Annotated in this window: 25 protein-coding genes; 9 read left to right on the forward strand and 16 right to left on the reverse strand. The window is 62.4% G+C overall.

Annotated elements, in window-relative coordinates:
* Positions 1-146: 146 nt before the first annotated feature.
* From otsA to otsB, 3 genes are read right to left on the reverse strand one after another with little or no spacing between them, the layout of a single operon-like run.
* Positions 147-1,553, reverse strand: coding sequence for an alpha,alpha-trehalose-phosphate synthase (UDP-forming) (gene otsA / locus ACZ5YV_RS03075; protein ID WP_464788529.1), 1,407 nt, complete (start codon positions 1,551-1,553; stop codon positions 147-149).
* Positions 1,550-3,400, reverse strand: coding sequence for a glycoside hydrolase family 15 protein (locus tag ACZ5YV_RS03080; RefSeq protein ID WP_464788530.1), 1,851 nt, complete (start codon positions 3,398-3,400; stop codon positions 1,550-1,552). The genes otsA and ACZ5YV_RS03080 overlap by 4 nt, the downstream gene beginning before the upstream one ends.
* 27 nt (positions 3,401-3,427) lie before the next feature.
* Positions 3,428-4,192: a trehalose-phosphatase gene (gene otsB, locus ACZ5YV_RS03085; RefSeq protein WP_464788531.1), complete on the reverse strand. Its 765-nt coding sequence runs from the start codon at positions 4,190-4,192 to the stop codon at positions 3,428-3,430.
* 115 nt (positions 4,193-4,307) lie between these two features.
* On the opposite strand from otsB, the gene parC reads away from it, so the two are divergent.
* Both parC and ACZ5YV_RS03095 read left to right on the forward strand, forming a co-directional pair.
* Entirely contained in the window at positions 4,308-6,596 is a 2,289-nt protein-coding gene (gene parC, locus ACZ5YV_RS03090; protein WP_464788532.1) for a DNA topoisomerase IV subunit A, read from the forward strand.
* A gap of 85 nt (positions 6,597-6,681) precedes the next feature.
* On the forward strand, positions 6,682-8,433 hold the full coding sequence (locus ACZ5YV_RS03095) for a putative bifunctional diguanylate cyclase/phosphodiesterase (RefSeq protein ID WP_464788533.1): 1,752 nt from the start codon (positions 6,682-6,684) through the stop codon (positions 8,431-8,433).
* Here ACZ5YV_RS03095 and ACZ5YV_RS03100 read toward each other — a convergent pair.
* Genes ACZ5YV_RS03100 through ACZ5YV_RS03115 form a run of 4 tightly spaced genes read right to left on the reverse strand, consistent with a single transcriptional unit; the run spans position 8,397 to position 11,325 of the window.
* Positions 8,397-9,608, reverse strand: a complete 1,212-nt coding sequence (locus ACZ5YV_RS03100; RefSeq protein ID WP_464788534.1) for a CCA tRNA nucleotidyltransferase — start codon at positions 9,606-9,608, stop codon at positions 8,397-8,399. The two genes, ACZ5YV_RS03095 and ACZ5YV_RS03100, sit on opposite strands and share 37 nt — an antisense overlap.
* Positions 9,589-10,200, reverse strand: a complete 612-nt coding sequence (locus ACZ5YV_RS03105; protein ID WP_464788535.1) for a CoA pyrophosphatase — start codon at positions 10,198-10,200, stop codon at positions 9,589-9,591. The genes ACZ5YV_RS03100 and ACZ5YV_RS03105 overlap by 20 nt, the downstream gene beginning before the upstream one ends.
* Entirely contained in the window at positions 10,197-10,763 is a 567-nt protein-coding gene (locus ACZ5YV_RS03110; protein WP_464788536.1) for a DUF1285 domain-containing protein, read from the reverse strand. Before ACZ5YV_RS03110 ends, ACZ5YV_RS03105 begins: the two co-directional genes overlap by 4 nt.
* A gap of 43 nt (positions 10,764-10,806) precedes the next feature.
* A complete protein-coding gene (locus ACZ5YV_RS03115; protein ID WP_464788537.1) occupies positions 10,807-11,325 on the reverse strand; it encodes a GNAT family N-acetyltransferase in 519 nt (172 codons plus the stop codon).
* Positions 11,326-11,435: 110 nt separating this feature from the next.
* Here ACZ5YV_RS03115 and ACZ5YV_RS03120 point away from each other — a divergent pair, with 110 nt between their 5' ends.
* Complete coding sequence (locus ACZ5YV_RS03120) at positions 11,436-11,819, forward strand: dihydroneopterin aldolase (RefSeq protein WP_464788538.1); 384 nt, start codon at positions 11,436-11,438, stop codon at positions 11,817-11,819.
* Positions 11,820-11,831: 12 nt separating this feature from the next.
* Here the strand turns inward: ACZ5YV_RS03120 and ACZ5YV_RS03125 are convergent, their stop codons facing one another.
* Positions 11,832-12,776 carry an isopenicillin N synthase family dioxygenase gene (locus ACZ5YV_RS03125; protein ID WP_464788539.1) on the reverse strand — a complete coding sequence of 315 codons (945 nt, stop codon included), beginning with the start codon at positions 12,774-12,776 and terminating at the stop codon, positions 11,832-11,834.
* 75 nt (positions 12,777-12,851) lie between these two features.
* On the opposite strand from ACZ5YV_RS03125, the gene ACZ5YV_RS03130 reads away from it, so the two are divergent.
* Positions 12,852-13,259, forward strand: coding sequence for an EVE domain-containing protein (locus ACZ5YV_RS03130; RefSeq protein WP_464788540.1), 408 nt, complete (start codon positions 12,852-12,854; stop codon positions 13,257-13,259).
* Between the two features lie 134 nt (positions 13,260-13,393).
* Positions 13,394-13,678, forward strand: coding sequence for a hypothetical protein (locus tag ACZ5YV_RS03135; protein WP_464788541.1), 285 nt, complete (start codon positions 13,394-13,396; stop codon positions 13,676-13,678).
* Positions 13,679-13,748: 70 nt separating this feature from the next.
* On the opposite strand, the gene ACZ5YV_RS03140 is transcribed toward ACZ5YV_RS03135, so the two are convergent.
* Complete coding sequence (locus tag ACZ5YV_RS03140) at positions 13,749-14,051, reverse strand: glycine zipper 2TM domain-containing protein (RefSeq protein ID WP_464788542.1); 303 nt, start codon at positions 14,049-14,051, stop codon at positions 13,749-13,751.
* Between the two features lie 324 nt (positions 14,052-14,375).
* On the opposite strand from ACZ5YV_RS03140, the gene ACZ5YV_RS03145 reads away from it, so the two are divergent.
* The 3 genes from ACZ5YV_RS03145 (at position 14,376) to ACZ5YV_RS03155 (ending at position 16,769) form a co-directional block, all read left to right on the forward strand.
* Positions 14,376-15,005 carry a class I SAM-dependent methyltransferase gene (locus ACZ5YV_RS03145; RefSeq protein ID WP_464788543.1) on the forward strand — a complete coding sequence of 210 codons (630 nt, stop codon included), beginning with the start codon at positions 14,376-14,378 and terminating at the stop codon, positions 15,003-15,005.
* A 64-nt stretch (positions 15,006-15,069) separates the two neighbouring features.
* A complete protein-coding gene (locus ACZ5YV_RS03150) occupies positions 15,070-16,002 on the forward strand; it encodes an ABC transporter ATP-binding protein (protein WP_464788544.1) in 933 nt (310 codons plus the stop codon).
* Positions 15,999-16,769 (forward strand): ABC transporter permease, encoded by a 771-nt coding sequence (locus ACZ5YV_RS03155; RefSeq protein WP_464788545.1) that lies wholly within the window; start codon positions 15,999-16,001, stop codon positions 16,767-16,769. The genes ACZ5YV_RS03150 and ACZ5YV_RS03155 overlap by 4 nt, the downstream gene beginning before the upstream one ends.
* A 34-nt stretch (positions 16,770-16,803) precedes the next feature.
* Here ACZ5YV_RS03155 and ACZ5YV_RS03160 read toward each other — a convergent pair whose 3' ends face one another.
* The 5 genes from ACZ5YV_RS03160 to ACZ5YV_RS03180 form a co-directional block, all read right to left on the reverse strand.
* On the reverse strand, positions 16,804-17,124 hold the full coding sequence (locus tag ACZ5YV_RS03160) for a hypothetical protein (protein WP_464788546.1): 321 nt from the start codon (positions 17,122-17,124) through the stop codon (positions 16,804-16,806).
* 82 nt (positions 17,125-17,206) lie between these two features.
* Positions 17,207-18,583, reverse strand: a complete 1,377-nt coding sequence (locus ACZ5YV_RS03165) for an MATE family efflux transporter (protein ID WP_464788547.1) — start codon at positions 18,581-18,583, stop codon at positions 17,207-17,209.
* Between the two features lie 43 nt (positions 18,584-18,626).
* A complete protein-coding gene (locus ACZ5YV_RS03170) occupies positions 18,627-19,556 on the reverse strand; it encodes a DUF808 domain-containing protein (protein WP_464788548.1) in 930 nt (309 codons plus the stop codon).
* A 108-nt stretch (positions 19,557-19,664) separates the two neighbouring features.
* Positions 19,665-19,910: a hypothetical protein gene (locus tag ACZ5YV_RS03175; protein ID WP_464788549.1), complete on the reverse strand. Its 246-nt coding sequence runs from the start codon at positions 19,908-19,910 to the stop codon at positions 19,665-19,667.
* Positions 19,907-20,239 (reverse strand): hypothetical protein, encoded by a 333-nt coding sequence (locus tag ACZ5YV_RS03180; RefSeq protein ID WP_449474644.1) that lies wholly within the window; start codon positions 20,237-20,239, stop codon positions 19,907-19,909. Before ACZ5YV_RS03180 ends, ACZ5YV_RS03175 begins: the two co-directional genes overlap by 4 nt.
* Before the next feature lie 124 nt (positions 20,240-20,363).
* Here ACZ5YV_RS03180 and ACZ5YV_RS03185 point away from each other — a divergent pair, with 124 nt between their 5' ends.
* The gene (locus ACZ5YV_RS03185) at positions 20,364-20,669 is read left to right on the forward strand and encodes a plasmid stabilization protein (RefSeq protein WP_464788550.1); all 306 of its coding nucleotides are present in this window, start codon (positions 20,364-20,366) and stop codon (positions 20,667-20,669) included.
* Here the strand turns inward: ACZ5YV_RS03185 and ACZ5YV_RS03190 are convergent.
* Positions 20,666-21,430 carry a glutaminyl-peptide cyclotransferase gene (locus ACZ5YV_RS03190; protein WP_464788551.1) on the reverse strand — a complete coding sequence of 255 codons (765 nt, stop codon included), beginning with the start codon at positions 21,428-21,430 and terminating at the stop codon, positions 20,666-20,668. The genes ACZ5YV_RS03185 and ACZ5YV_RS03190 overlap by 4 nt on opposite strands.
* Positions 21,427-22,164 (reverse strand): CAF17-like 4Fe-4S cluster assembly/insertion protein YgfZ, encoded by a 738-nt coding sequence (gene ygfZ / locus ACZ5YV_RS03195; RefSeq protein WP_464788552.1) that lies wholly within the window; start codon positions 22,162-22,164, stop codon positions 21,427-21,429. The genes ACZ5YV_RS03190 and ygfZ overlap by 4 nt, the downstream gene beginning before the upstream one ends.
* Positions 22,165-22,190: the final 26 nt, after the last annotated feature.

Genomic DNA, 22,190 nt, shown 5'->3' on the forward strand with positions numbered 1-22,190 from the left:
GTGCCCCGGCAACGCGAATCGAAGAGGATCAGCGGGTGCCGGGGCTGCTGGCTGGCCCATAGACCAAAGCAGACAGGGGTGCAATTAGCGCGCTGATCGGGCGGCGAACTGTCGTGGGTTCAATGGCTTCGTTGCGCCATGCCGATTCAGTGTGCGATTTCGACGTCTGCCGCTTGCTCATGGTCGCGGTCGACCGCCGTCAGTCGTTCGGTGAAGCAGCGGCGCCACCAGCTGATGTCTTGTTCCTCGACGCAGTCCATCATCGAACGCCAGCGGCGCTTGCGTTCATCGAGCGGCATGGCGAGGGCGCGGGTGATGGCGTCGGACATCTCCTCCGGGCTGTAGGGATTGATGAGGAGCGCATCCTTGAGCTGGGTCGCGGCGCCAGCGAAGCGGGAGAGGATGAGGACGCCGGGATCCTTCGGGTCCTGCGCGGCGACATATTCCTTGGCGACGAGGTTCATGCCGTCGCGCAGCGGAGTGACGAGGCCGATCCGTGCGGCGCGGTAGATGCCCGCCAGCTTGTCGCGCGGATAGCCCTGGTTCACGTAACGGATCGGCGTCCAGTCCACATCGCTATATTCGCCGTTGATGCGCCCGGCGGTAGCGTCAAGCGTCGATCGGATGTGCTGATAGCTTTCCACTTCCCCACGTGAGGGCGGCGCGATCTGCGTCAGGACCACCTTGCGATGATGTTCGGGATGGTCCTTGAGGAAGCGGGCATAGCCGCTGAATCTTTCCTCCAGCCCCTTGCTATAGTCGAGCCGGTCTACGCCCACGATCATCGCGCGGTCCTGCAACGATCGGCGGACCTGTTCGAACATGTCTCGCGCGGGTTCGCTGACGGCGGCGTTGGAAAATTCCTGCGCGTTGATGCCGATGGGGCAGGCGATCGCCTGAATCGTGCGGTCGCCCAGCGTGACGAAATCGCCATCGACCGTCCCGTTCATCTCCCGCTCCACATAATGGCGGAAGGATTCGAGCCATTCTTCGGTATGGAAGCCGATGACGTCATAGGCGAACAGCGTCTGCACCAGCTTGGTATGGTGGGGCAGGGACACGAGAAGGCGGGTGGGCGGCCATGGGATGTGGAGGAAGAATCCCATCCGGTTGTTATGCCCCTTGTCCCGCAGCATCTGGCCGAGGGGGATCATGTGATAATCCTGCACCCAGATGATGTCTTCGGGCTCGATCAACGGGCTGGTGGTGTCGGCGAAGCGGTGGTTGACGCGGTTATAGCCGCCCTCGAAATCGCGGGCATATTCGGCAAGGTCGATGCGAAAGTGGAAGAGTGGCCACAGCGTCTTGTTGGCGTAACCGTTATAATATTCGTCGACGTCCTGCTCTTCCAGGTCGATCGTTGCCGTCTTGACGCCTTCATCTTCGGAAAAGCCGATATGGCCGGTGAAATTTTCGGTGACCTCGCCTGACCAGCCGACCCAGATGCCCCGGCTTTCGCGCAGCGCCTGTGCCAGCGCCACGGCAAGTCCGCCCTGATTGCCGGATTTGTTGGGCCTGCTGACCCTATTGGATATGACTATCAGGCGGCTCATCGCATCACGCTCCACGGCTTGCTCAGCAGAACGGCGCAGTTGATGATGCCGACCAATGAGTAGGTCTGGGGATAATTGCCCCATAATTCCCCTGTCGCCGGATCGATATCCTCCGACAGCAGCCCGGCGGCGGTGCGGCGGGATAGCATTTCTTCGAACAGCAGTCGCGCTTCTTCCGTGCGGCCGGTGCGGTGCAGGGCCTCTATCAGCCAGAAGGTGCAGACGTTGAAGGCAGTGACGGGCTCGCCGAAATCATCCGGCGTGCTGTAGCGGAGCATGTCGTTGCCCCGGCGCAGGTCCTTTTCCAGCGCCTTCAACGTGCCGACGAACATCGGATTATCGGCGGTCAGGAAGCGCAGGTCGAGAAGCTGAAGCAGCGAGGCGTCGCGGGCGTCATCCTCGAAATTCGCGGAGATGGCGTTGCTGTCGCTACGCCAGGCCGATTGCAGGATGCGTGCCTTCATGATCTCGGCCCGTTCGCGCCAATAAACCTCCCGCTCGGGCAGGTCGAGCGCGGCGGCGGCGTGGGCGAGGCGGTCGCAGGCGGCCCAGCACATGACGGCGCTGTAGCTGTGCACATGGGCGCGGGTGCGCAGTTCCCACAGGCCAGCGTCTGGCTGATCATAGACCGACCATGCGCGTTCGCCGACCGCTTCCAAGGATTCGAAGTCGGACATGCCCGCCATGCGGAGCAGGCGTTGATCGATGAAGCCCTGAACCGAGGACAGGACGATCTGGCCGTAGGCGTCGTGCTGAATCTGAGAATAGGCGGCGTTGCCGACGCGAACCGGACCCATGCCGCGATAGCCCGGAAGGTTCTGCGCCTCGCGCTCCTCCAGCGTCGCGTTGCCGCGTACGTCGTAGAGCGGCTGGATATGGCCGCCCTTAGCGCCGTCGACGATGTTGCGGAGGTAAACAAGATAGCTTTCCAACACGTCGAGCGCGCCGAGGCGGTTCAGCGCTTCGACCGTATAATAGGCGTCACGTATCCAGCAGTAGCGATAGTCCCAGTTGCGCCCCGAGTCGGCATGTTCCGGGATGCTGGTGGTCAGCGCGGCGACGATCGCGCCGGTTTCCTCATGCTGGCAGAGCTTCAGCGTGATGGCGGAGCGAATGACCGCTTCCTGCCATTCGGCGGGAATGGCGAGGCCGCGCACCCAGACCTGCCATTCGTGGATGGTGTCGTCGAGCATCCGCTCCACTTCGGGGCGAAGTGCATCCGAAAAGCTTTCGTCCGGCCCGAGGAAGAAGTGCATGTCATGTTCGAGCCGGAACCAGCTTTCCTGGGAAATGAGGCCGATGGGCGCGTTGGTCGACATGCGCATCGCCATATAGGACAGGACGAGCCGAATATGGTTTGAGCCATAGCTGATCGGCACGCTTTCCGAATTCCAGGACGTGGTCGGGCGAAGCCGCACGCGGATGCGGGGGCTGCCTGCCACGGGCCGGACGATCCGAGCGAACGCCACCGGGCGGTACATGCGGCCCATATGGCGATGGCGCGGGCAGAAGTCGTATAGCTCTATGGCATTGCCGTGATCGTCGGTCAGGCGGGTCACGAGGATGGGCGTGTTGCGGATATAATGTTGTTCGACGCTGACGCAGTTTTCCAGCTCAATCGCCCAGAAGCCGCGCGCGTCCGGCGCGTCCCACGCAGTGTCGTCGAGAAGGGCGGAAAAGACGGGGTCCCCGTCCACGCGGGGCACGCAGGCCCATATCATCCGCCCTGCGCGATCGATCAGCGCGGATGCCTGGCAATTGCCGATGGGCCAGAGATCGAGAGTGCGTTCGTTTCCGGCGGAATGCGTTGTATTGGTCCTGACTATCGGTCTGCCCCCCTGGCTCATTCAAACAGAGGGGGCGCCAGCCATGGCTCAGCCGGGCCTGACGACCCCCCGCGCGAGATAATGCCTGACGGCGGCAACCTGTTCCAAAGAGAATGCGGCGAGTGTCGTCCGGGGCGGGCCGACCAGAATGCCCGCGCCGCCCAGTTCGGCGGCAGCGGCAAAGCCTTCCTCATCCGTGACATCGTCGCCGATGAAGAGCGGGCGCCCGCCCGCCATGGGAGTGCGGGCCATCAGCGTGTGGACCGCGCTGCCCTTGTCCGCGCCGCCGGGGCGCAGTTCGAACAGCATCTTGCCCGGTTGCACGGCTAGGCCAAGTTTGGCGGCAAGGTCGCTGGCCAGTTCGCCTGCCTGCTCGCCCCATTGGGGTGCGCCACGGAAGTGCAGGCCGACGCTGATCGATTTGCGTTCGACCAATATGCCGGGCTTGCCCTTCGCAAAGCTGTGGAAGGCCGCTTCGGCATCATCGACCGCCGGGCGGCGAGGGGCGGATTCGACCTGTTCGCCGGGTTGAGCAAATTCCAGTCCGTGCGTTCCAGCAAGGAGGAAGTCGGCGAAGCCGAGATCGCGCAAGGTGACGATCGACCGGCCGCTGACGATTGCCAGACGGCCTTGCAGCACATCGCGCAGTTCGCCGAGCAGGGCGAGCAGATCGCCATCCACGACCACGCCGTCAGGTGTGGCGGCGATCGGCGCGAGGGTGCCGTCAAAATCGAGAAACAGCGCCGCGCCGGTCAGCAGCGAGGCAGGCGGCGGCGGGAGGGCGGTGACAGGAGGTGGGTTGGAATCGGACACGGGCGCAAATTGGCGCCTGGCGGCGAATGTGCAAGCCCCGGAGGCGAAGGAGGTGAATTTTTCGGGGCTGTAATCCCCGTTTCCGTTTTGTCGTTGCGCTGCTATTCCGATCGCGATGACCGATTTTCGCGACCCGTTCGACGCTATCAAGGATCACCCGTTCGACGAAGCGCTGTCCCAGCGCTACCTCGTCTATGCGCTTTCCACGATCACGGCGCGGTCGCTGCCGGACCTGCGTGATGGATTGAAGCCGGTGCACCGGCGTCTGTTGTGGGCGATGCGGCTGCTCAAGATGGAGCCGGGTGGCGCGGCGCCGGATGTGCTGGTGGCCAATCCGGCGCGCAACACGACGTCTTATAAGAAATGCGCGCGCGTCGTGGGCGATGTGATCGGCAAATATCACCCGCATGGCGATACGTCGGTCTATGACGCCATGGTGCGGTTGGCGCAGGATTTTTCGCTGCGCACGCCTCTGGTCGATGGGCAGGGGAATTTCGGCAATATCGACGGCGATAATGCGGCGGCCATGCGCTATACCGAGGCGCGGCTGACGCAGGCGGCGGCCGACCTGATGGCCGGGCTGGACGAGGGGACCGTCGAGTTCAGGCCCACCTATAATGGCGAGGATGAAGAGCCGGAGGTTTTTCCCGGCCTGTTCCCCAACCTGCTGGCAAATGGCGCGAGCGGCATCGCGGTCGGCATGGCGACCAGCATTCCGCCGCATAATGTGTCCGAGCTGATCGATGCGGCGAGCCTGCTGATCGAAAATCCGGATGCCGAACATGCCGACCTGATGCAGGTCGTGCGCGGGCCGGATTTTCCGACCGGCGGCGTGCTCGTGGATAACGCTTCCATCATTTCGGAAGCCTATGCGACGGGGCGGGGATCGTTTCGAACGCGGGCGCGCTGGCACAAGGAAGATGGCGGACGCGGAACCTGGGTGGCGGTGGTCACGCAAATCCCTTTCCAGGTGCAGAAGTCCAAGCTGATCGAGCACATCGCCGCGCTGATCAACGACAAGAAGCTGCCGATATTGGCGGATGTGCGGGATGAGAGCGACGCGGAGATCCGCATTGTTCTTGAACCGCGGGCGCGAACGGTCGATTCCGACGTGCTGATGGACAGCCTGTTCCGGTTGACTGACCTTGAGAACCGCTTTCCGCTGAACCTCAACGTGTTGGACGCGAGCCGGACGCCGCGCGTGCTGGGGCTGAAGCCGGTGTTGATCGAGTGGCTGAAGCATCAGATCGATGTGCTGGTGCGGCGGGCGCAGCATCGGCTGGACAAGATTGCGGCGCGGGTCGAACTGCTCGACGGCTATATCATCGCTTATCTGAACCTCGACCGGGTGATCGAGATCATCCGGACGGAGGATGAGCCCAAGGCGGTGATGATGGAGGAGTTTGGGCTGAACGACCGGCAGGCCGAAGCGATCCTCAACATGCGGCTGCGTTCCTTGCGCAAGCTGGAGGAGATGGAGCTGCGGCGCGAGCATGCGGGGCTGCTCAAGGAACGGGATGAGCTGACCAAGCTGGTCGAGAGCCCTACCCGCCAGCGCAACCGGCTGAAGAAGGATATGGCGGAACTGCGCAAGCGTTATTCGCCAGAGAGCGAGATCGGCAGGCGGCGGACTTTGGTGGAGGAAGCGGCGCCCGCGCGTGAAATTCCGCTGGAGGCGATGATTGAGCGGGAGCCGATCACCGTGATCCTGTCGGAACGCGGCTGGATACGGGCGATGGGCGGTCATCGCGACCTTTCTTCGGCGGACACGTTGAAGTTCAAGGAAGGCGACGGGCCGAAAATCGCTTTCCATGCGCAGACGACCGACAAGCTGCTGCTGGCGACGGCGAGCGGGCGCATATTCACGCTGGGGGCAGACAAGCTGCCGGGCGGGCGCGGCTTTGGCGATCCGGTGCGGTCGCTGGTCGATATGGATGATCAGGGCGATATCGTAGCGCTGTTCCCGGCGAAGGCGGGCAGTGAGCTATTGCTGGCGGCGTCGGACGGCAGGGGCTTTGTCGCGGCGGTCGCGGATGTCATCGCCGAGACGCGCAAGGGCAAGCAGGTGGTGAATGTTCGGCCGGGTTCGCGCTTGACGGTGGTTCACGTCATCGGGGCAGAGGCGGACAGCGTCGCCGTGGTCGGTGAGAATCGCAAGCTACTGGTGTTCCCGCTGGTTGAAATGCCGCGCATGTCGCGCGGGCAGGGTGTGCAGATGCAGCGTTATCGCGATGGCGGCCTGTCGGATGCCATCACTTTCCGGATGAGCGATGGCTTAAGCTGGGCGATGGGCGGGGGAAGCGGGCGCACCCGAACCGAGGCCGACATGACGCCGTGGCGCGTTGCGCGCGGGGCGGCCGGGCGGATGCCGCCGGTCGGCTTCCCGCGAGACAACCGATTTTGACGGACGCGTAACGAGCCGGATATCTTCTTGAAATTACATCGGGTCATTTCCTGAAAATTTACCACTGGTATCTAAATGCCGGGGTATGAAGTCGCTCCCCGTGCGTATTCGGCCAGCTCAAAGGCCGGACGACAACCTCCCCGCGAGGTTCGATCGCACGCATCTGCGCTGCCTGGCGGAGATGGAGCATTGGTTGGAGGCGGTGCCCAACGCTGCGGCCATGTTGTGCTTTAAAGACAACGACTTGTCGATTGTCGCTGTTAACAAGACTTTTTATCACAGCTTCCTGGACCGGGGCGATACTGACGCCGAGTTGCCCTATTGCAAGGACTGGCGCGAACGGATCATCGAGGTTGCGCTTTCGGAAAGCGTTCCCGCTACGTTTGAATTGCGACGTGATGGTCCTTTGGGGCCGGAATATTTCTCCTGCAGCGCCGGGCTGCTGCCCTCGACTGACGAAGCGGCGCACCTCATTCTCTTCACGGCGCTGGACCGCACTAGCGATCGCGTGACCGAACGCAATCTTCGTCGCGAGCTGTTGTCCGACGGGCTGACCGCGCTGCCGAACCGTACGGGTTTTGGCGAAGAGATCGACGACCGGCTGCGCAATTCTCCATGGCCGAGCAATTCGCAGTTCGGAATCATCGCGATCGATCTTAGCCGGTTTAGCCGGGTTAACGAATCGCTGGGGCCGATGGCGGGTGACGAACTGCTGATCACGGTTGCCAAGCGTTTGAAGTCGAGCCTGCGGCAGGGCGATGTGCTGGCGCGGATCGGCGGCAATGATTTTGCGATATTTGCACGATTGAACAATGGTTTGTCGGACTGTCTTCATATCGTGCAGAGGGTAAAGGATGCGCTGAATTCGCCGATCCGCCTCAGTGATCTGCAAATTCGGGTCGATTGCGCGATCGGATGTGCTCTGGCGACAAGCCTGGACGATGACCCCGACGATATAATCCGCAAGGCGCAGGCGGCGGTGAAGATCGCCAAGCGCAGCGGGAAGGTGGAAATCTACCGCAACGGCGTGCTGAAGGAAGCGCAGCGGCGCTTTTCCATCGAAAGCCGTCTGCGCACCGCGTTGACGCAGGGTGAGCTTACCTTGGCATATCAGCCGCTCATCCAGTTGCAGACGGGGGAGATTACCGGATTTGAAGCACTTGCCCGGTGGAATGACCCCGAACTGGGCCATGTTTCCCCGTGCGAGTTCATTGCGGTTGCTGAGGAAAGCGGCCTCATCACGCCCCTCGGCCGTTGGGCGGCTTATGAGGCGGCACAGGCGCTGAGCCGGTGGGATGCGAAATTCGGACAGGCAATGCCGGTCGGGGTCAATGTGAACCTGTCGCCGATCCAGATGGCCCGGGATGATGTGGCGTCGATGTTCGAGGAAGCGCTGCGCTATTCAGGCGTGTCGGGCAGGCGGCTGACCGTCGAACTGACGGAAAGCGCGATCATCGCCGATCCGGACAAGGCGCGCAAACTGCTGGTCGCGTTGAAGGACCTGCAAATGCCGATCGCCATGGACGATTTCGGCACGGGCTATTCCAACCTTGCCAGCTTGCACAGCCTGCCGATCGACATTTTGAAGATCGACCGCAGCTTTGTGACCAACATGCTGGATGACAAGGACAAGCAGGCGATCGTTCGCACCATCCTGTCGCTGGCCGAATCGCTGAACCTGCATGTCACCGCCGAAGGGGTGGAGACGCAGGAACTGGCCCATGCGCTGCAATCCATGGGATGCAGTCACGGGCAGGGCTTTTACTTTGCGCGCCCCATGCCCGAAAATGACGCGTTCGATTATTGGCGCGCGCGTTGGAATTTCGAAACGGTCTGATCCGCGATCTGATCGACCCGGCTTGCTTCCGGGAAACCTTCTTCCACCCAGATACGCTGCACCTCCCCCAACGCCTTGGCCACTTCGGGGCCGGGCGGCAGGCCGCGCGCGATCAGGGCGCCTCCGCCTATCGGCAGTTGCGGCGGGGTCCAGCCCTCGAGCGAGGCGATGCTGTCGAGGGATGCCATGGGGTCGAGCAGGATGCGATCGATTGCACCTTCGACGCCGATGGTGAAGGCGAGCGCCCTGAGCGATGGGGCCGCCTTATGGGACTCCAAGGCGAGGACGAGGCGTTTTCGCGCCTTGTTGGACAGTTTGAGGCGGGCGCCCACGGCTTCTGCGGTGCGCGCGTCGGGGGGGAGCAGGGCAGCGAGGCGGCGCAGCGCTGCGGAGGGAACGCCAGCGTCGGCTTCACGCGCGATCAACTGCCCCAGTCGAGCAAGTCCGTCCTTGTCGATCTCCGGAAGAACGGGAACGAGGATGCCGCCTTCGACCATCAATTGGAGCGAGGCGAAAGGATCGGGGAGGGCGAGGAGCTTCATCAACTCATCAGCGATACGCTCACGCGACAGGGCCATCAGGCTGTTGGCGGCGGTGCGGCAGGCGGCATAAGCCTGCTCATCCGGCGTGTCGCGGCCGAAGCGGGCGAGAAAGCGGAAATAGCGCAGGATGCGCAGATGATCCTCTGCGATCCGCTCGGCCGCGCTGCCGATGAAGCGGACGCGGCCTGCCGCAAGGTCATCAACGCCGCCGAAAAAGTCGGTTACTTCATGGGTGTAGGGGTCGGCATAGAGCGCGTTGATGGTGAAATCGCGCCGTGCCGCATCCTCCCGCCAGTCGGTGGTGTAGGCGATGGTCGCACGGCGTCCGTCCGTGCTGACGTCGCGGCGCAAGGTGGTGATTTCGACCGGCCAGCCCCCGATCACAGCCGTGATCGTGCCATGGTCTATGCCCGTGGGCACGGCCTTGATCCCGGCGGCCTTCAGGCGCTCCATCACCTCTTGCGGCTCCAGCGCCGTGGCGATGTCGAGATCGTTGACGGGAAGCCCGAGCAGTCCGTCGCGCACCGCGCCGCCGACATAGCGGGCAAGACCCTGTTCCGCCCCTAGCGCGGCGAGCAGGCCTTCGAGGCCGGGCCGGTGGCGCCAATCGGCGTCAGGCAATAAGGCGTTCAAGATCAAGCCTCCGGGACAGGTTGGCGAGTATGGCGGCGGTGATGCCCCAGATGCGGCGGTCGTTCCACATTATTTCATAATAATGTCGTTCAACACCTTGATAATGGGCGGAATGGCTGACCCGGTTTGCGGGATCGAGCGCAAAGGAGAGGGGCAGTTCGAACCAGTCAGCGACCTCGTTTGCCTGCGGCATGAGCGGCAGGTCGGGCGGGATGACGCCCAGCACGGGCACAATGTCGAAGCCGGTGAAGGTGTGGTAGCGGTCGGTCGTGCCGATGACGTCCACGATGTCAGGGGGCAGCCCGATTTCTTCGTGCGCCTCCCGCAGCGCTCCGGCGATCTCGCTGGCATCTTCCTGATCGACGCGGCCGCCGGGGAAGGCGATCTGCCCCGCATGCTTGCGCAGGGTAGCCGCACGCTCGGTGAGGATGAGGCCGGGTTCCGGTCGGTCAGTGATGGCGACGAGCACGGCGGCAGGCGCAAGAACGAGCTCGCCGTCGATGCGGGGATCGCGTGTGTCCGATAGCATGAGCCCGACTTCGCGCGCATGTCCTTCAGCAAGCGCGGCGCGGACGCGGTCAGCCAAGGTCATGCGGAGCCGTCCAATGGGTAGTAGGCCCCATTGCTCCAGAGGCCAACCGGATCGCTTGCTTCGTCCAGCGCGAGGTTCATCAGCTCATAATAGACGCTGCGGTTGACCAGAGCCTCAAGCCCGCCACGCACGTGCAGATAGGGGTGCGGGCCATCGGCCGTTTCCCGGATGATGAGCGGGTTTTCGGGGCCTGCGGGGATCAGGTCGCCTGTGTTGAGGCGGAAGGCGACGGCGCGGTCGCGGCCTTCGCCCTCGCTCTTCATCTCGACCGCGAGGAAGGGGGCGTCGTCCACCTCGATCGACAGCTTTTCAACCGGTGTTACAAGGACATAAGAGCCGTCCTTTTCACGCCGCAGGATCGTCGAGAAGAGGCGTACCATGGCTTCGCGGCCGATGGGCGAACCCTGATGAAACCATGTGCCATCGCGGGCGATGCGCATTTCGCTGTCGCCGCAATGATCGGGATCCCACTTTTCGACGGGCGGTAGCCGCTTTTCCTCTGCCAGACGGGCTATGTCGGCCAGGGACAGGTTGGCAAGATCAGGTAGCGGGTCCATCGGCATGGCGTCGAGATAGGGTCGCGCGGCGCCGAAGGCAAAAGGGAAATCACATCGGAGTGGTGATTCGCGGCCCAAGCATCCCTTCGCCGCCGATCGCGGCTCCATCGACCGAAAGAGCGAGCAGTCGGCGCGCCTCATAGGGGCCGGGGCAGGTCCAGCCGCCCGTGGATGCAGCGGAAAAGCCCCAGAAGCGGCCATAATATTCAGGATCGCCGATCATCATCAGCGGATGGCTATGGTGGGCGCGAGCGGCGTTGACGACCGCATCCATGAGCGCGCGGCCATGACCGGTGCGTTGGAGGGTAGGGGATACGGCGACCGGGCCGACCATGATGAGCGGTGCTTGCGTTCCGTCGGCATGGGTGAGCGCGACCGGCCAGCTTTGAAGCGAACCGGCCAGCTCGCCATGTTCATCCATCATCCCGAAGGACAGCTCAGGCATCCAAGGCATGCCGTCCCGGATCAGATAGGCGGTGCGGCCGTGCCTGTCGGGGCCAAAGGCGACGTCGAGCAGTTGCTCAATCGCCTCTTCCGCCACGATGTTGAGGGGCACAATATGAGACACGTCTTGCCGATCCGCCGTCAATGGCGCATGGACCGCGCCGGAGCGGCGGGATTAACGCCTGTTCCGCAAAATTAAAGTCTATTCTGGCCATCGCCAGCAGCAGGAAAGCCATGGACCGCGGATTTGACGATTTTCTGACGCTGGAGGTCAATCATCTGGACGTCGATGTCCTGACGGGCATCTATTCGGAAGAAACCCATCTGCCGCAACCGCTGCGCATTTCCATCCGCGCGCGGTTGAAGGTCGCTGACCATTATGAGCTGGATACGCCGCTATCCCGTTCGAAAAATTACATGGACCTGAAGCATGCCGCCACGAGCGCATTGCCGGAAGGGCAGCATTTCACGCTGATCGAGGCCGTGGCCGACCATATCATCGACACCATCTTCCTTCAGGATGACAAGGTGCTGCATGTCGAGGTGAAGATCATCAAGCTGGCGTTGAGCGAGAAGGGTGAGGAAATCGGCATTACGCTGGGCCGGTGGCGCAAGTGAGCTGACGGGCGCTTAGCCCTTCACCAGTCCAATCTCGCGCAGGCGCTCGGTCAGATAGTCGTGCGCGGTGATCGGCGGGTCGCGGCGGGGATGGTCCGCATCCACGCATTGCGACAGCGGTTCGATCAGGAAATCCGGGCGCAGGTGCAGGAAGAAGGGCATGGAGTAGCGGGCGACGTTGCGCCGCTCCGGAGGCGGATTGACGACCCGGTGGCTGGTTGATCGCAGGCGGTAGTTGGTCAGGCGCTGGAGCATGTCGCCGACATTGATCGCCAGCGCGCCGGGTGGCGGTACGACGGGGAGCCAGTTGCCCTGGCGGTCCTTGATCTCCAGCCCGCCCTCCTCGGCGCCGAGCAACAGGGTGATGAGGTTGATATCCTCATGCGCGCCTGCGCGGATGCCGGGCGCTTCGGGCGAAACCGGCGGGTAGTGGAGCAGGCGCAGGATCGAATTGCCGTTTTCGGTGGCGTCGTCGAACCAATTTTCGGGCAAGTTTAGATAGAGGGCGATCGCGGCGAGAAGCTGGGCGCCTATCCGGTCGAACTCTGCATAAAGACGACTTAAAGTGAATTGAAATTCGGGCATTTCTTTGGGCCAGATGTTTGGCGGCATGGTGGCGCCAATGGGGTGTCCTGCGGGAAGGTCACGGCCGACGTGCCAGAATTCCTTGAGGTCATTCTCGCTTGCGCCCTTGGCGATTTCCCGGCCGAACGCCGTGTAGCCCCGCTGGCCGCCGTTGCTGCTGGCGTCATAGCGACGCTTCACATCTTCGGGCAGGGCGAAGAAGGCGCGGGCGAGCCTCCAGCCGTCATCGATCAGGGCTGCGTCCATGCCGTGGTCCTTCACCATGGCGAAGCCGAATTGCCGGAACGAATCGCCAAACGCCATTGCAAAATCCTGCCTTGCCATCGCGGTGAGGGACAGCAGGGGAACCTGTTCCAGCGGTGTGTGCGGCAAGTTTCGGCTTTCCTTCTGTCAATTGGCGCCGTCCGATCCTTGATCGGCCCCGGCGGCTGATGCAAGGAGGCGATCATGAACTATTGGCTCATGAAATCGGAACCTGATGTCTTTTCCTATGACGACTTGGTCGAGAAAGGAAAGGCGGAGTGGGATGGCGTTCGCAACCATGCCGCCCAGCTTCACATGAAGGCGATGCGCAAGGGCGATCTGTCCCTCTTTTACCACAGCAATATTGGTGTGGAGGCAGTGGGCATCATGGAGATTGTCGAGGAAGCCGCGCCCGACAGCACTGATGACAGCGGCAAGTGGATCGCGGTGCATGTCGCGCCGAAGGAAAAGCTGAAAAAGCCCGTCACGCTGAAGGCGATGAAGGCGGACCCGGCGCTGGCCGATATGGTGATGCTGCGGCAGTCGCGCCTGTCCGTGTCCCCCCTGACCGAAGCGCAGTTCCGTCACATCCTGGGGATGTCAGAGGCTTGATGCGTGGCCGGTTGCGCCAGGCGCAACTGGTGATCCGCCTTTTGCGATTGCGCGCATGTGTCTGGTCCATAGGTTCGACACCAAGAGAACAGAAATGCAGAGGTGTTTGATCGGCATTCACAAGGAGCAAACCTATGCGAATGCTGTCGAAATTCATTCTTACTGGTGCAGTCGGTACCGTCGCCGCTGCCCTTGCCCCCGCCCACGCGGAAGAAGGCAAGCAGCGCTTCACTCATGAGGGCTATACTTATGTCTATGAGGTGAAGGATACAAAAACGGGTCGGCTTGTGTCGGGCCGCCGTTATCCAGATGCCGTTGCGTTTAACCTGGCGATCAAGAACGGCAAGGTGTCCGGCGTGTCTGGCGGCCGACCGGTTGCGTTTAAGGTCGATGAGGCTCGAGGAGCCGCTTCGGAATAAGCGGCGGTGCTTTAGGGATATGCAAAGGGCGGCTTCCAGTTGGGAGCCGCCCCTTTCATTTGTTGGCAGATTAGCGACAGCGGCGCTTGCTGTCGATTTCCTTGCCGAGCAGCGCGCCGCCAGCAGCGCCTAGGATCGTGCCGGTAGCGCGATCGCCGCGGGTGTCGATAGCGCGGCCGAGCAGTGCACCGCCTACGCCGCCGACGATGAGGCCGGTCGTGCCGTTGGACTTGCGGCAATAAGTGCGTCCATCACGGCCGCGCCATTCACGATAGCGATAATGCTCCCGCGCGCTGACCCCGTCGGTCGGGATCGCCATGGACACAGGGATGGCCATCGAAAGGGCCGACAGGGCTATAATGGCTTTGCGCATAATTCTCCTCCGAAACAATGATTTGCTGTTCAACCCGCCAATATTGGAGGAGGTTGCATGAACCTACGGCAACAAGCTAATATGTTGATTGTAAATGCATATTTTTGACTTTTATGATCTGAAGCGGGATGTTGAGCCGATCACCTTTAGACTCAACTCATATATTTGTTTGGGGAAGCTTATAGGTCGGGTCCGGCCGGAACCGCGACGGGCGCCGCACAAGTGAAAAATTTGCCATCTATGGACATGCTAAAGCCAATCGACGGCGCGCTTCAGGCTCGCTAAGGGGAGTCGCGATGACATGTTTCCGGTCGCCTTTCGCTCATGCATGACAAGTCTAAACGCGGCCGGGCAGTCGCCATGCCCCGGAGCGAATTCCGGACGCGGGCGACGGAATATCTGGACTTCCTGGCCGCCTGGGTGAAGAAGCCGCGCCAGACCGCGTCGGTGGTGCCGAGCAGCCGCTATCTTGCCCGGTTGATGGTAGCGCATATCGATCCCCTGGATGGCCGGGTGATGGAATTGGGCGGCGGGACTGGCGTGTTCACCCGTGCGATCCTGCAAACTGGCCTGCCTCCCGAAAAGCTGGAGGTGGTGGAGATCAATCCCGCCTTTGCGCGCGGGCTGCGGCGGCACTTTCCGCATGTGTCGGTGCTGGAAACGCCAGCGCAGATCGTATCGACGGCGGCGGCCGGTGATCCGGGCCAATATCAGACGGTGATAAGCGGCCTGCCGCTGCTGGCGATGGACCGTCATGTGCATGCCGACATTCTGTCTGAAGCATTCCGCATGCTGCGGCCGGGCGGCAGCTTTATCCAGTTCACCTATTCAACGCGGCCGCCAGTCAGCCGTGACGTACTGCATGCGCTGGACCTGGAAGTCGCGCGCGTGGGACAGACGGTGCGCAATTTTCCGCCAGCAACAGTGTTCCGCTTCCATCGCCAGGGCGAATAGGCCGGTTGCGCTTGGACCCGGCGCCCCTATCTTGGCGTGCAGATAAAAAGGGGCTTTTGCGCGCATGGCGTCCATCATTACCGTTTCCGGGCTGACGAAAAGCTACGCATCTGGTTTTCAGGCACTTAAGGGCATCGATCTGGAGATTGAGGAGGGCGAGATTTTCGCCCTGCTAGGCCCCAATGGCGCGGGCAAGACCACGATGATCTCCATCATCTGCGGCAATGTGCGGCCCAGCGGTGGGACAGTGACCGTCGCGGGATATGACATCGTGCTCGATTATCGCGGATCGCGCTCCGCGATCGGATTGGTGCCGCAGGAACTGCACACCGATGCGTTCGAACGGGTGATCGATACGGTACGCTTTTCCCGAGGGCTGTTCGGCAAGCCGCGCAACGACGCCCATATCGAAAAGGTGCTGCGCGACCTGTCGCTTTGGGACAAGCGCAACAGCAAGATGCTGGAACTGTCCGGCGGCATGAAGCGGCGGGTGATGATCGCCAAGGCGCTAAGCCATGAGCCGCGCGTGCTGTTTCTGGACGAGCCGACCGCTGGCGTGGACGTCGAGCTGCGCCGGGACATGTGGAAGCTGATCGGCGAGCTGCGGCAGACAGGGGTGACCATCATCCTGACCACCCATTATATCGAGGAGGCCGAGGAAATGGCCGATCGGGTGGGCGTGATCAACAATGGAGAGTTGATCCTGGTCGAGGAAAAGACGGCGCTGATGAAGAAGCTCGGCAAGAAGAGCCTGACCGTAGCGCTCAACCAGCCGCTGCACCAGCTTCCGACAGAGCTGAGCCAATGGGATTTGTCGCTCAAGTCCGAAGGCCATGAGATCGAATATATTTTCGATACGCGCGCGGAGCGAACCGGCGTGTCGTCATTGCTGCGGACGCTGGGTGACCTGGGCATCGGCTACAAGGACCTCAACACGCAGCAGAGCAGCCTGGAGGATATTTTCGTCAGTCTGGTCCATCAGGAGAAGGCGGCATGAGCGGCTTCAACTATCGGGCGATCTGGTCGATCTACAAATTCGAACTGCACCGGTTCAGCCGCACGTTGCTGACCGGGTTGCTGGTGCCGGTGATCACGACATCGCTGTATTTCGTGGTGTTCGGCGGCGCGATCGGGTCGCGGATGACGCAGATTGACGGCATCGATTATGCCGCGTTCATCGTGCCCGGCCTCATCATGATGTCGATGTTCACTGAAAGCATCTTCAATGCGAGCTTCGGCATCTACATGCCCAAGTTCGCGGGCACCATTTACGAGCTGCTTTCCGCCCCGGTATCGGCGACGGAAACGGTGATCGCCTATGTCGGCGCGGCGGCGACCAAGGCGTTGAGCGTGGGCATGATCATATTCGTGACGGCGCACCTGTTCGTTGATGTCCATGTCGAACATCCGATCGCCATGGTGGCATTCATGGTGCTGATCGCGGTCAGTTTCTGCCTGTTCGGATTTATCCTGGGCATCTGGGCGCAGAGTTTTGAGCAGTTGCAGGTTATCCCGCTGCTGCTCATCATGCCCATGACCTTTTTGGGCGGTGCTTTCTATTCGGTGCATATGCTGCCCGAGCCGTGGCGCACGGTGACGCTGTTCAACCCGATCGTCTATCTGGTGTCGGGTTTCCGCTGGACCTTTTTCGGCCGGGGCGATGTGGGGATCGAGTTCAGCCTGTTGTTTATCGCCGGGATGCTGGCGGTGTGCCTGGCGGTTATCGGATGGGTATTCCGTACCGGCTATCGGCTGAAGAAATGAAAGGAGCGGCCTGCCGGGGCCGCTCCGTCGATTCTCAGGCGACTGCGCTCTCGGGCGCAACGGCGAAGAGGGTCACGCCCTTATATTTGTCGTCGGTCTCATTATAGAGGCCGTACATTGCCTCGAACGTTTCATCGAGCACGGTGACGTCGTTGAGCCCCGCCAGCTTGAATGTTCCAAGCTTCAGTTCGCGTGGCGGGCCGCCTTCGCGTTCTATCGTCACGGCGTCGATGAACATCTCATCATGGCGCGTGTAAAGGATGTGAGGCGCCAGCTTGACGACCAATTTATTGTAGGTCGCCATCAGGCATTTCTGAAGCGCGATGGCTTCGAAAATGGTCGTCGGGGCAGTCATGATTTCGTCATTACCGATTCGCAGCCTGTCTTCAATTGCTTTGTGCGTCGCAATATCGGCGTAAAGTGCATCCGGGCGCTTTTCAGGATGAGCTGACCAGGCCCAGCCGTTCCCGCATCATCCATCGCACGAGCAGCAGCAGCGCAACCGCACCAAGGCCGCTGGCGAGGCCCAGCCATATGCCGAGGCCTTTCATCCCGAGCGGGAAAGCGAGGACGGTTCCCACGCCCACGCCGATGATCCAGTAGCCGATCAGCGCGAAGATCATCGGCACCTTCGTATCGTGCAGGCCGCGCAGGACACCGGCGGCGACTGCCTGAGTAGCATCCACCAGTTGAAACAGCGCGGCCACGGCGAGGAAGCTGACGGCCAGCGCCGCCGTTCGAGTGTTTGCGGGATCGTTCAGATCGAGGAAGGCGCCGATCAGCAGACGGGGCACGGTGATCAGCAGGATGGCGGCGGCGAATGCGAATCCGAAGCCCAGCAGGAGGGCCAGCCAGCCCGCGCGCCCAATTTCGGCAGCATCGCCGCGTCCCTGAGCGAGGCCGACTCGTACCGTGGCGGCCTGACCAATGCCCATGGGCACCATGAAGAGAAGCGCGGCGATCTGAATCGCGACGGCATGCGCGGCGAGGGAATCGCGGCCGATGAGGCCCATGAGCAGGGCCGACGCGTTGAACACCGTCGTCTCAAAACCCACAGTGATCGCGATCGGCAGGCCCAGCGCCCAGACGGCGCGATGCCGGTCCCTGTCGCCGGTCCAGAAGCGGCCCATCACCCGATAGCGGCGGAAGCGCCTGTCGATCAGGATCACCGCCAGAAGGCTCAGGAAAAGGAAACAGGAGGAGAGGGTGCTGGCCAGTCCCGCGCCCAAAAGACCAAGGGCCGGCATGCCCAGCTTACCAAAGATCAGAACCCAGCCCGCCAAGAGATTGAAGGGTATGGCAAGCAGCATGACGACGACGGCCCAGACTGGCCGCTCCAGCGCCGACATGAAATTGCGCAGCGTCGAGAAGGCGAGGAAAGGAAGCAGCGCCCATTGCAGCCCGCGCATCATAACTCCTGCCTGATGGGCAAGGTCGGGCTGCTGCCCCATGGCCAGAAGGATGGCTTCGCTATGCCAGAGCAGTGCCCAGGCGGGCAGCACGAAGAGAAAGGCGGCGCGCAGCGTCTGTTGGACCGTGCGGCGCACGTCGCGGACGGAATGGCGGCGGCGGCCACGTTCATTGGCGATCAGCGGCGCGGCGGCGGTGACAAGACCCATGCCGAATATGAGCAGGGCCTGGAACAGGTTGATGGCGAGCGCGCCCGCCGCCACGCTTTGCGCGCCCAGACGGCCGATCAGCAAAAGGTCGGTCGCGGCTATCCCGGCCCAGGCGACATTGCCCGCGATCATGGGTAGCGCCAGGGCGAGCATGGCGACGGCCTCGACGCGCCAGGGTGAATGGGTTTGGGACATTTTTAAGTTCTGCATTGGCCGAAGGTCCGGCGTGCCGCGTGCTTCAGTGCTTTTTGAACAGGTGCAGCACCGCAACGATGATCCCGCCGATCACCAGCCCGACGATGGCCCCGCCGATCGCGTTTACGGTCCAATCGAGGAAAGGCCCGATGGCGGGCGCAGTCATCGCCACGCTTTGCGCAACATGGTGGATGGCGCCGGGGATCAGGTCCCAGTGAAACTCGTGCAACCCGTGAACGATCAGGCCGCCTCCGACCCACAACATGGCGGCCGTACCGACCACGGACAGGATCTTCATCAGGATGGGCATGGCATGGACCAGCCCGCGTCCCACGGCGCGCGTCGTGGATGAGGAGCGTTCGGCAAGGTGCAGGCCGATGTCGTCCATCTTTACGATGAAACCGACGACGCCATAGACGCCCGCCGTGATGAGGATGGCGACGACGACCAGGATCAGCGCCTGTTCCCATAGCGGTTCCGCCGCAACGGTGCCGAGCGCGATCGCCATGATCTCGCCGGAAAGGATGAAGTCGGTGCGGATGGCGCCCGAAACCTTCTGGTCCTCCAGTTCCTGCGAGCTGTGGGTGGTGAGCGCTTCTTCCGCGACGTCATGCCCGCCCTGAACCGCCTCCAGCAGCTTTTCGACGGCCTCAAAGCAGAGGAAAGCGCCTCCGAGCATCAGCAATGGGGGTAGAAGCCAGGGCGCAAAAGCGCTCAGCAGCAGTGCGGCGGGCAGGAGGAACAGCAGCTTGTTGCGCAGCGATCCGCGCGCGATCTTCCAGATGATCGGCAGCTCGCGATCCGGCGTCAGCCCCATGACATAGCGGGGCGTCACCGCCGCATCGTCAATGACGACCCCGGCCGCTTTCGACCCGGCCTTGCCCGCGGCTGCGGCGACATCGTCCAGAGACGTGGCGGTGAGCTTGGCTATTCCCGCTACGTCGTCGAGCAGCGCGATGAGACCCGAAGGCATTTGCTAAATTTCCCCTTTTGTCGGTCGATGGGTGATGTGCCGCCACTACGGCCCCGTCTCATAGAGGCAGGGTCGGGCACGGGCAATAACCGCGCCAGTCGGAACAGGTCAGGCTACGCCGCGATAGTTGCCGGGAGGGTCGCTTGCCGGAAAGGATTCGTCCACCTGCTCGTCGATCATGTCCCAGTCGCTTGGGGCGATATGCTGTTCTGCCGGACCGGCGTCCCGGATAATTCCCGACGATCCGACAGGCGCGCGATCGTCCAGTTCGGCTGGGGCCTTCCGGTCTTTCCAGCTACGCCATGCCACAGCGCCCAGCCCGCCCAGAAATGCCAGCTTCAACAACCCCATCATGATGATTTCTCCTGCCTGTCATGAACATGGACCCAGTCGGCGCGGTCCTGGGTAACGCCATGCGGATGAAGGGAAAATTCGCCTTCTTCATCGGTGCCGGGCTCAGCATGATCGCCGCCGGGATGGGTCGTGACGGCCCACCGCTCCCGAAGCGCGGCGTTGATCATCGCGCGCCATTGGGCTTCGTCACCCGCCTCGCGCATGGCGGGGTCAGGGTCCTTCATGATGGCGAGGATGCTGGCCGCGTCGGCTACGTGCGCTTGCCACTGATCGGGTTCATGCGCGGCGAGATGGCGGGCCAGCCGTTCGATAAGGGTGCGCTGTTCCATAGCCGGGGAACGCCCGCCCATCAGCTTCCGTTCCGCCAGTTTCGTGACGCAAGCGCAGCGTTGTGAACGCGATTGCCGGATGATCGTTGGATCGCGGTGAGGGGCTGCTGACAGGAGATGGATCATGCCGCGTGGCGACAAGGGCAGTTATACCGACAAGCAAAAGCGCAAGGCTGAACATATCGAGGAAGGCTATGAGGATCGCGGGGTTTCCCACAAGGAGGCGGAACGGCGGGCCTGGGCGACGGTGAACAAGGAATCCGGTGGCGGAAACAAGTCCGGGTCGGGGCGAGGGAAGCCTGACACGCATGTTTCCTCGCGCAAGGGCGGGCGAAAGGGTGGCGCGGCTTCACCTGGGCGGTCGGCGGCGGATCGATCCGCGGCGGCGAAGAAGGGGTGGGAGACGCGACGCAAGAAAGCGGCTAGTTAGCGCGCGTCCCTGCTTTGCTTTTTGAGGCGTATCTCGAACAGCTTTGGCCAATATTTACCCGTGACGAAGATGCGGTCGCGTTTTTGGTCATAGGCGATGCCGTTGGGCACAGCTTCACTATCAGTGACGCCGCTTTCCCGGATGAGGGGGGCTATGTCGATCCAGTCGATAACGTTGCCGGTCGCGGGATCGATCCGGGCGATGCGGGTGTCGTACCAGATGTTCGCCCACAACTCGCCCTTCACATATTCCAGTTCGTTCAGGCGCTCGACCGGACGGCCGTTGAACGTGACGGTGATGCGGCGCGTCTCGCCAAGTGTTTCGGGGTCCAGGAAGCGAAGTTGCGAGGTCCCATCGCTCATTATGAGATTGCGACCGTCCTGGGTCAGGCCCCAGCCTTCGCCTTCATATCGAAACTGGGAAAGAAGCGATAAGCCGTTGAGTTTCCAGACGAAGCCCTGACGATGGCGCCAGGTTAGGCTGATCAATCGGTCTTTCCAGTTGACGATGCCTTCGCCGAAATATTGGGGAGCGAGGGTGCGGCTTTCGAGGACCTTGCCGTCGTCGAGCGAGACTTTGCGGATTTCCGATTGGCCTTCCAGGCCGGTGCTTTCGTAGAGGGCGCCGTCGTGGAAAAAGAGGCCCTCGGTAAAGGCTTTGGGATCGTGAGGATAGGCTTTCACCAGCGTCCAGGGCGTATCGGCCCATGCGGGCACGGCGATGCTGAAAGCCCCGAGCAGGGCGAGCAGGAAGCGCTTCATTCGGCGGCTTGCTCCGCCATCGCGGCGGCGAGCCACGGGGGGAGGGTCGCGGGATCGATGTCTTCGACGCGGCGCAGCTCGATAGATAGACCAAGGTGGGGCAGGGCGGCGCGTTGGCGCTTCTCGTCGGCATTGGTCAAGGGCACGGCTACAAGGCGGCGGTTCACCTTGCTGCGATAATGCATGCGGGCGGTGTTTTCCTGACCGACATAGCAGCCCTTGTCGAAGTCAACGCCACGCAGTTCCCCCGCATTGGTTTCCAGCCATAGTGTCTGGTCCTGACCCAGCTCGCCCGCGCCTTCGAACACGCCGAGCGACAGGCGGTGCGCGCGGAAAGCGGCAGAGGCGTCGCCCGATGCGTGCGGAGCGAGCCAGCGATGGCCGAGATCGGCGAGGCGCGGGTCGAGGGGCTTGTCAGTGGCTGCGAGCGACCAGTGGACCGCGAGTGATTCCTCCCGGGCAATCGTTACTTTGCGGCGCAGGCGATAGAGGGTGAGCCGCTTGGCCAGCGCGTCGGCCTGCGTCGCCTCGCAATCGATCAGCACATCGTCGCCATCGGCCCATAGAATGAAGTCGTACAGTGCCTTGCCCTGTGGCGTCAGGAGCCCGGTCCAGCGTGGTTCGTCCGCCTTGAGCGTCAGGACGTCGCGGGTCAGCAGGCCTTGCAGAAAGGACCGTGCCTCTTCGCCTGAAATTCTGAGTAGCGCGCGGTCGGTTAGGGTGGTGCCGGTCATCGGCTTTAGGTAGGACAGACGCCGAC

The organism is Sphingobium sp. TomTYG46 (assembly GCF_055396345.1).

Bases quoted from the DNA above. Each gene is read 5' to 3' on its own strand.
- otsA (WP_464788529.1), bottom strand. From the start codon at position 1,553: ATGAGCCGCCTGATAGTCATATCCAATAGGGTCAGCAGGCCCAACAAA.
- ACZ5YV_RS03080 (WP_464788530.1), bottom strand. From the start codon at position 3,400: ATGAGCCAGGGGGGCAGACCGATAGTCAGGACCAATACAACGCATTCC.
- parC (WP_464788532.1), top strand. From the start codon at position 4,308: ATGACCGATTTTCGCGACCCGTTCGACGCTATCAAGGATCACCCGTTC.
- ACZ5YV_RS03095 (WP_464788533.1), top strand. From the start codon at position 6,682: ATGAAGTCGCTCCCCGTGCGTATTCGGCCAGCTCAAAGGCCGGACGAC.
- ACZ5YV_RS03105 (WP_464788535.1), bottom strand. From the start codon at position 10,200: ATGACCTTGGCTGACCGCGTCCGCGCCGCGCTTGCTGAAGGACATGCG.
- ACZ5YV_RS03110 (WP_464788536.1), bottom strand. From the start codon at position 10,763: ATGCCGATGGACCCGCTACCTGATCTTGCCAACCTGTCCCTGGCCGAC.
- ACZ5YV_RS03120 (WP_464788538.1), top strand. From the start codon at position 11,436: ATGGACCGCGGATTTGACGATTTTCTGACGCTGGAGGTCAATCATCTG.
- ACZ5YV_RS03130 (WP_464788540.1), top strand. From the start codon at position 12,852: ATGAACTATTGGCTCATGAAATCGGAACCTGATGTCTTTTCCTATGAC.
- ACZ5YV_RS03135 (WP_464788541.1), top strand. From the start codon at position 13,394: ATGCGAATGCTGTCGAAATTCATTCTTACTGGTGCAGTCGGTACCGTC.
- ACZ5YV_RS03140 (WP_464788542.1), bottom strand. From the start codon at position 14,051: ATGCGCAAAGCCATTATAGCCCTGTCGGCCCTTTCGATGGCCATCCCT.
- ACZ5YV_RS03145 (WP_464788543.1), top strand. From the start codon at position 14,376: ATGCATGACAAGTCTAAACGCGGCCGGGCAGTCGCCATGCCCCGGAGC.
- ACZ5YV_RS03150 (WP_464788544.1), top strand. From the start codon at position 15,070: ATGGCGTCCATCATTACCGTTTCCGGGCTGACGAAAAGCTACGCATCT.
- ACZ5YV_RS03155 (WP_464788545.1), top strand. From the start codon at position 15,999: ATGAGCGGCTTCAACTATCGGGCGATCTGGTCGATCTACAAATTCGAA.
- ACZ5YV_RS03160 (WP_464788546.1), bottom strand. From the start codon at position 17,124: ATGACTGCCCCGACGACCATTTTCGAAGCCATCGCGCTTCAGAAATGC.
- ACZ5YV_RS03165 (WP_464788547.1), bottom strand. From the start codon at position 18,583: ATGTCCCAAACCCATTCACCCTGGCGCGTCGAGGCCGTCGCCATGCTC.
- ACZ5YV_RS03170 (WP_464788548.1), bottom strand. From the start codon at position 19,556: ATGCCTTCGGGTCTCATCGCGCTGCTCGACGACGTAGCGGGAATAGCC.
- ACZ5YV_RS03175 (WP_464788549.1), bottom strand. From the start codon at position 19,910: ATGATGGGGTTGTTGAAGCTGGCATTTCTGGGCGGGCTGGGCGCTGTG.
- ACZ5YV_RS03180 (WP_449474644.1), bottom strand. From the start codon at position 20,239: ATGGAACAGCGCACCCTTATCGAACGGCTGGCCCGCCATCTCGCCGCG.
- ACZ5YV_RS03185 (WP_464788550.1), top strand. From the start codon at position 20,364: ATGCCGCGTGGCGACAAGGGCAGTTATACCGACAAGCAAAAGCGCAAG.
- ACZ5YV_RS03190 (WP_464788551.1), bottom strand. From the start codon at position 21,430: ATGAAGCGCTTCCTGCTCGCCCTGCTCGGGGCTTTCAGCATCGCCGTG.
- ygfZ (WP_464788552.1), bottom strand. From the start codon at position 22,164: ATGACCGGCACCACCCTAACCGACCGCGCGCTACTCAGAATTTCAGGC.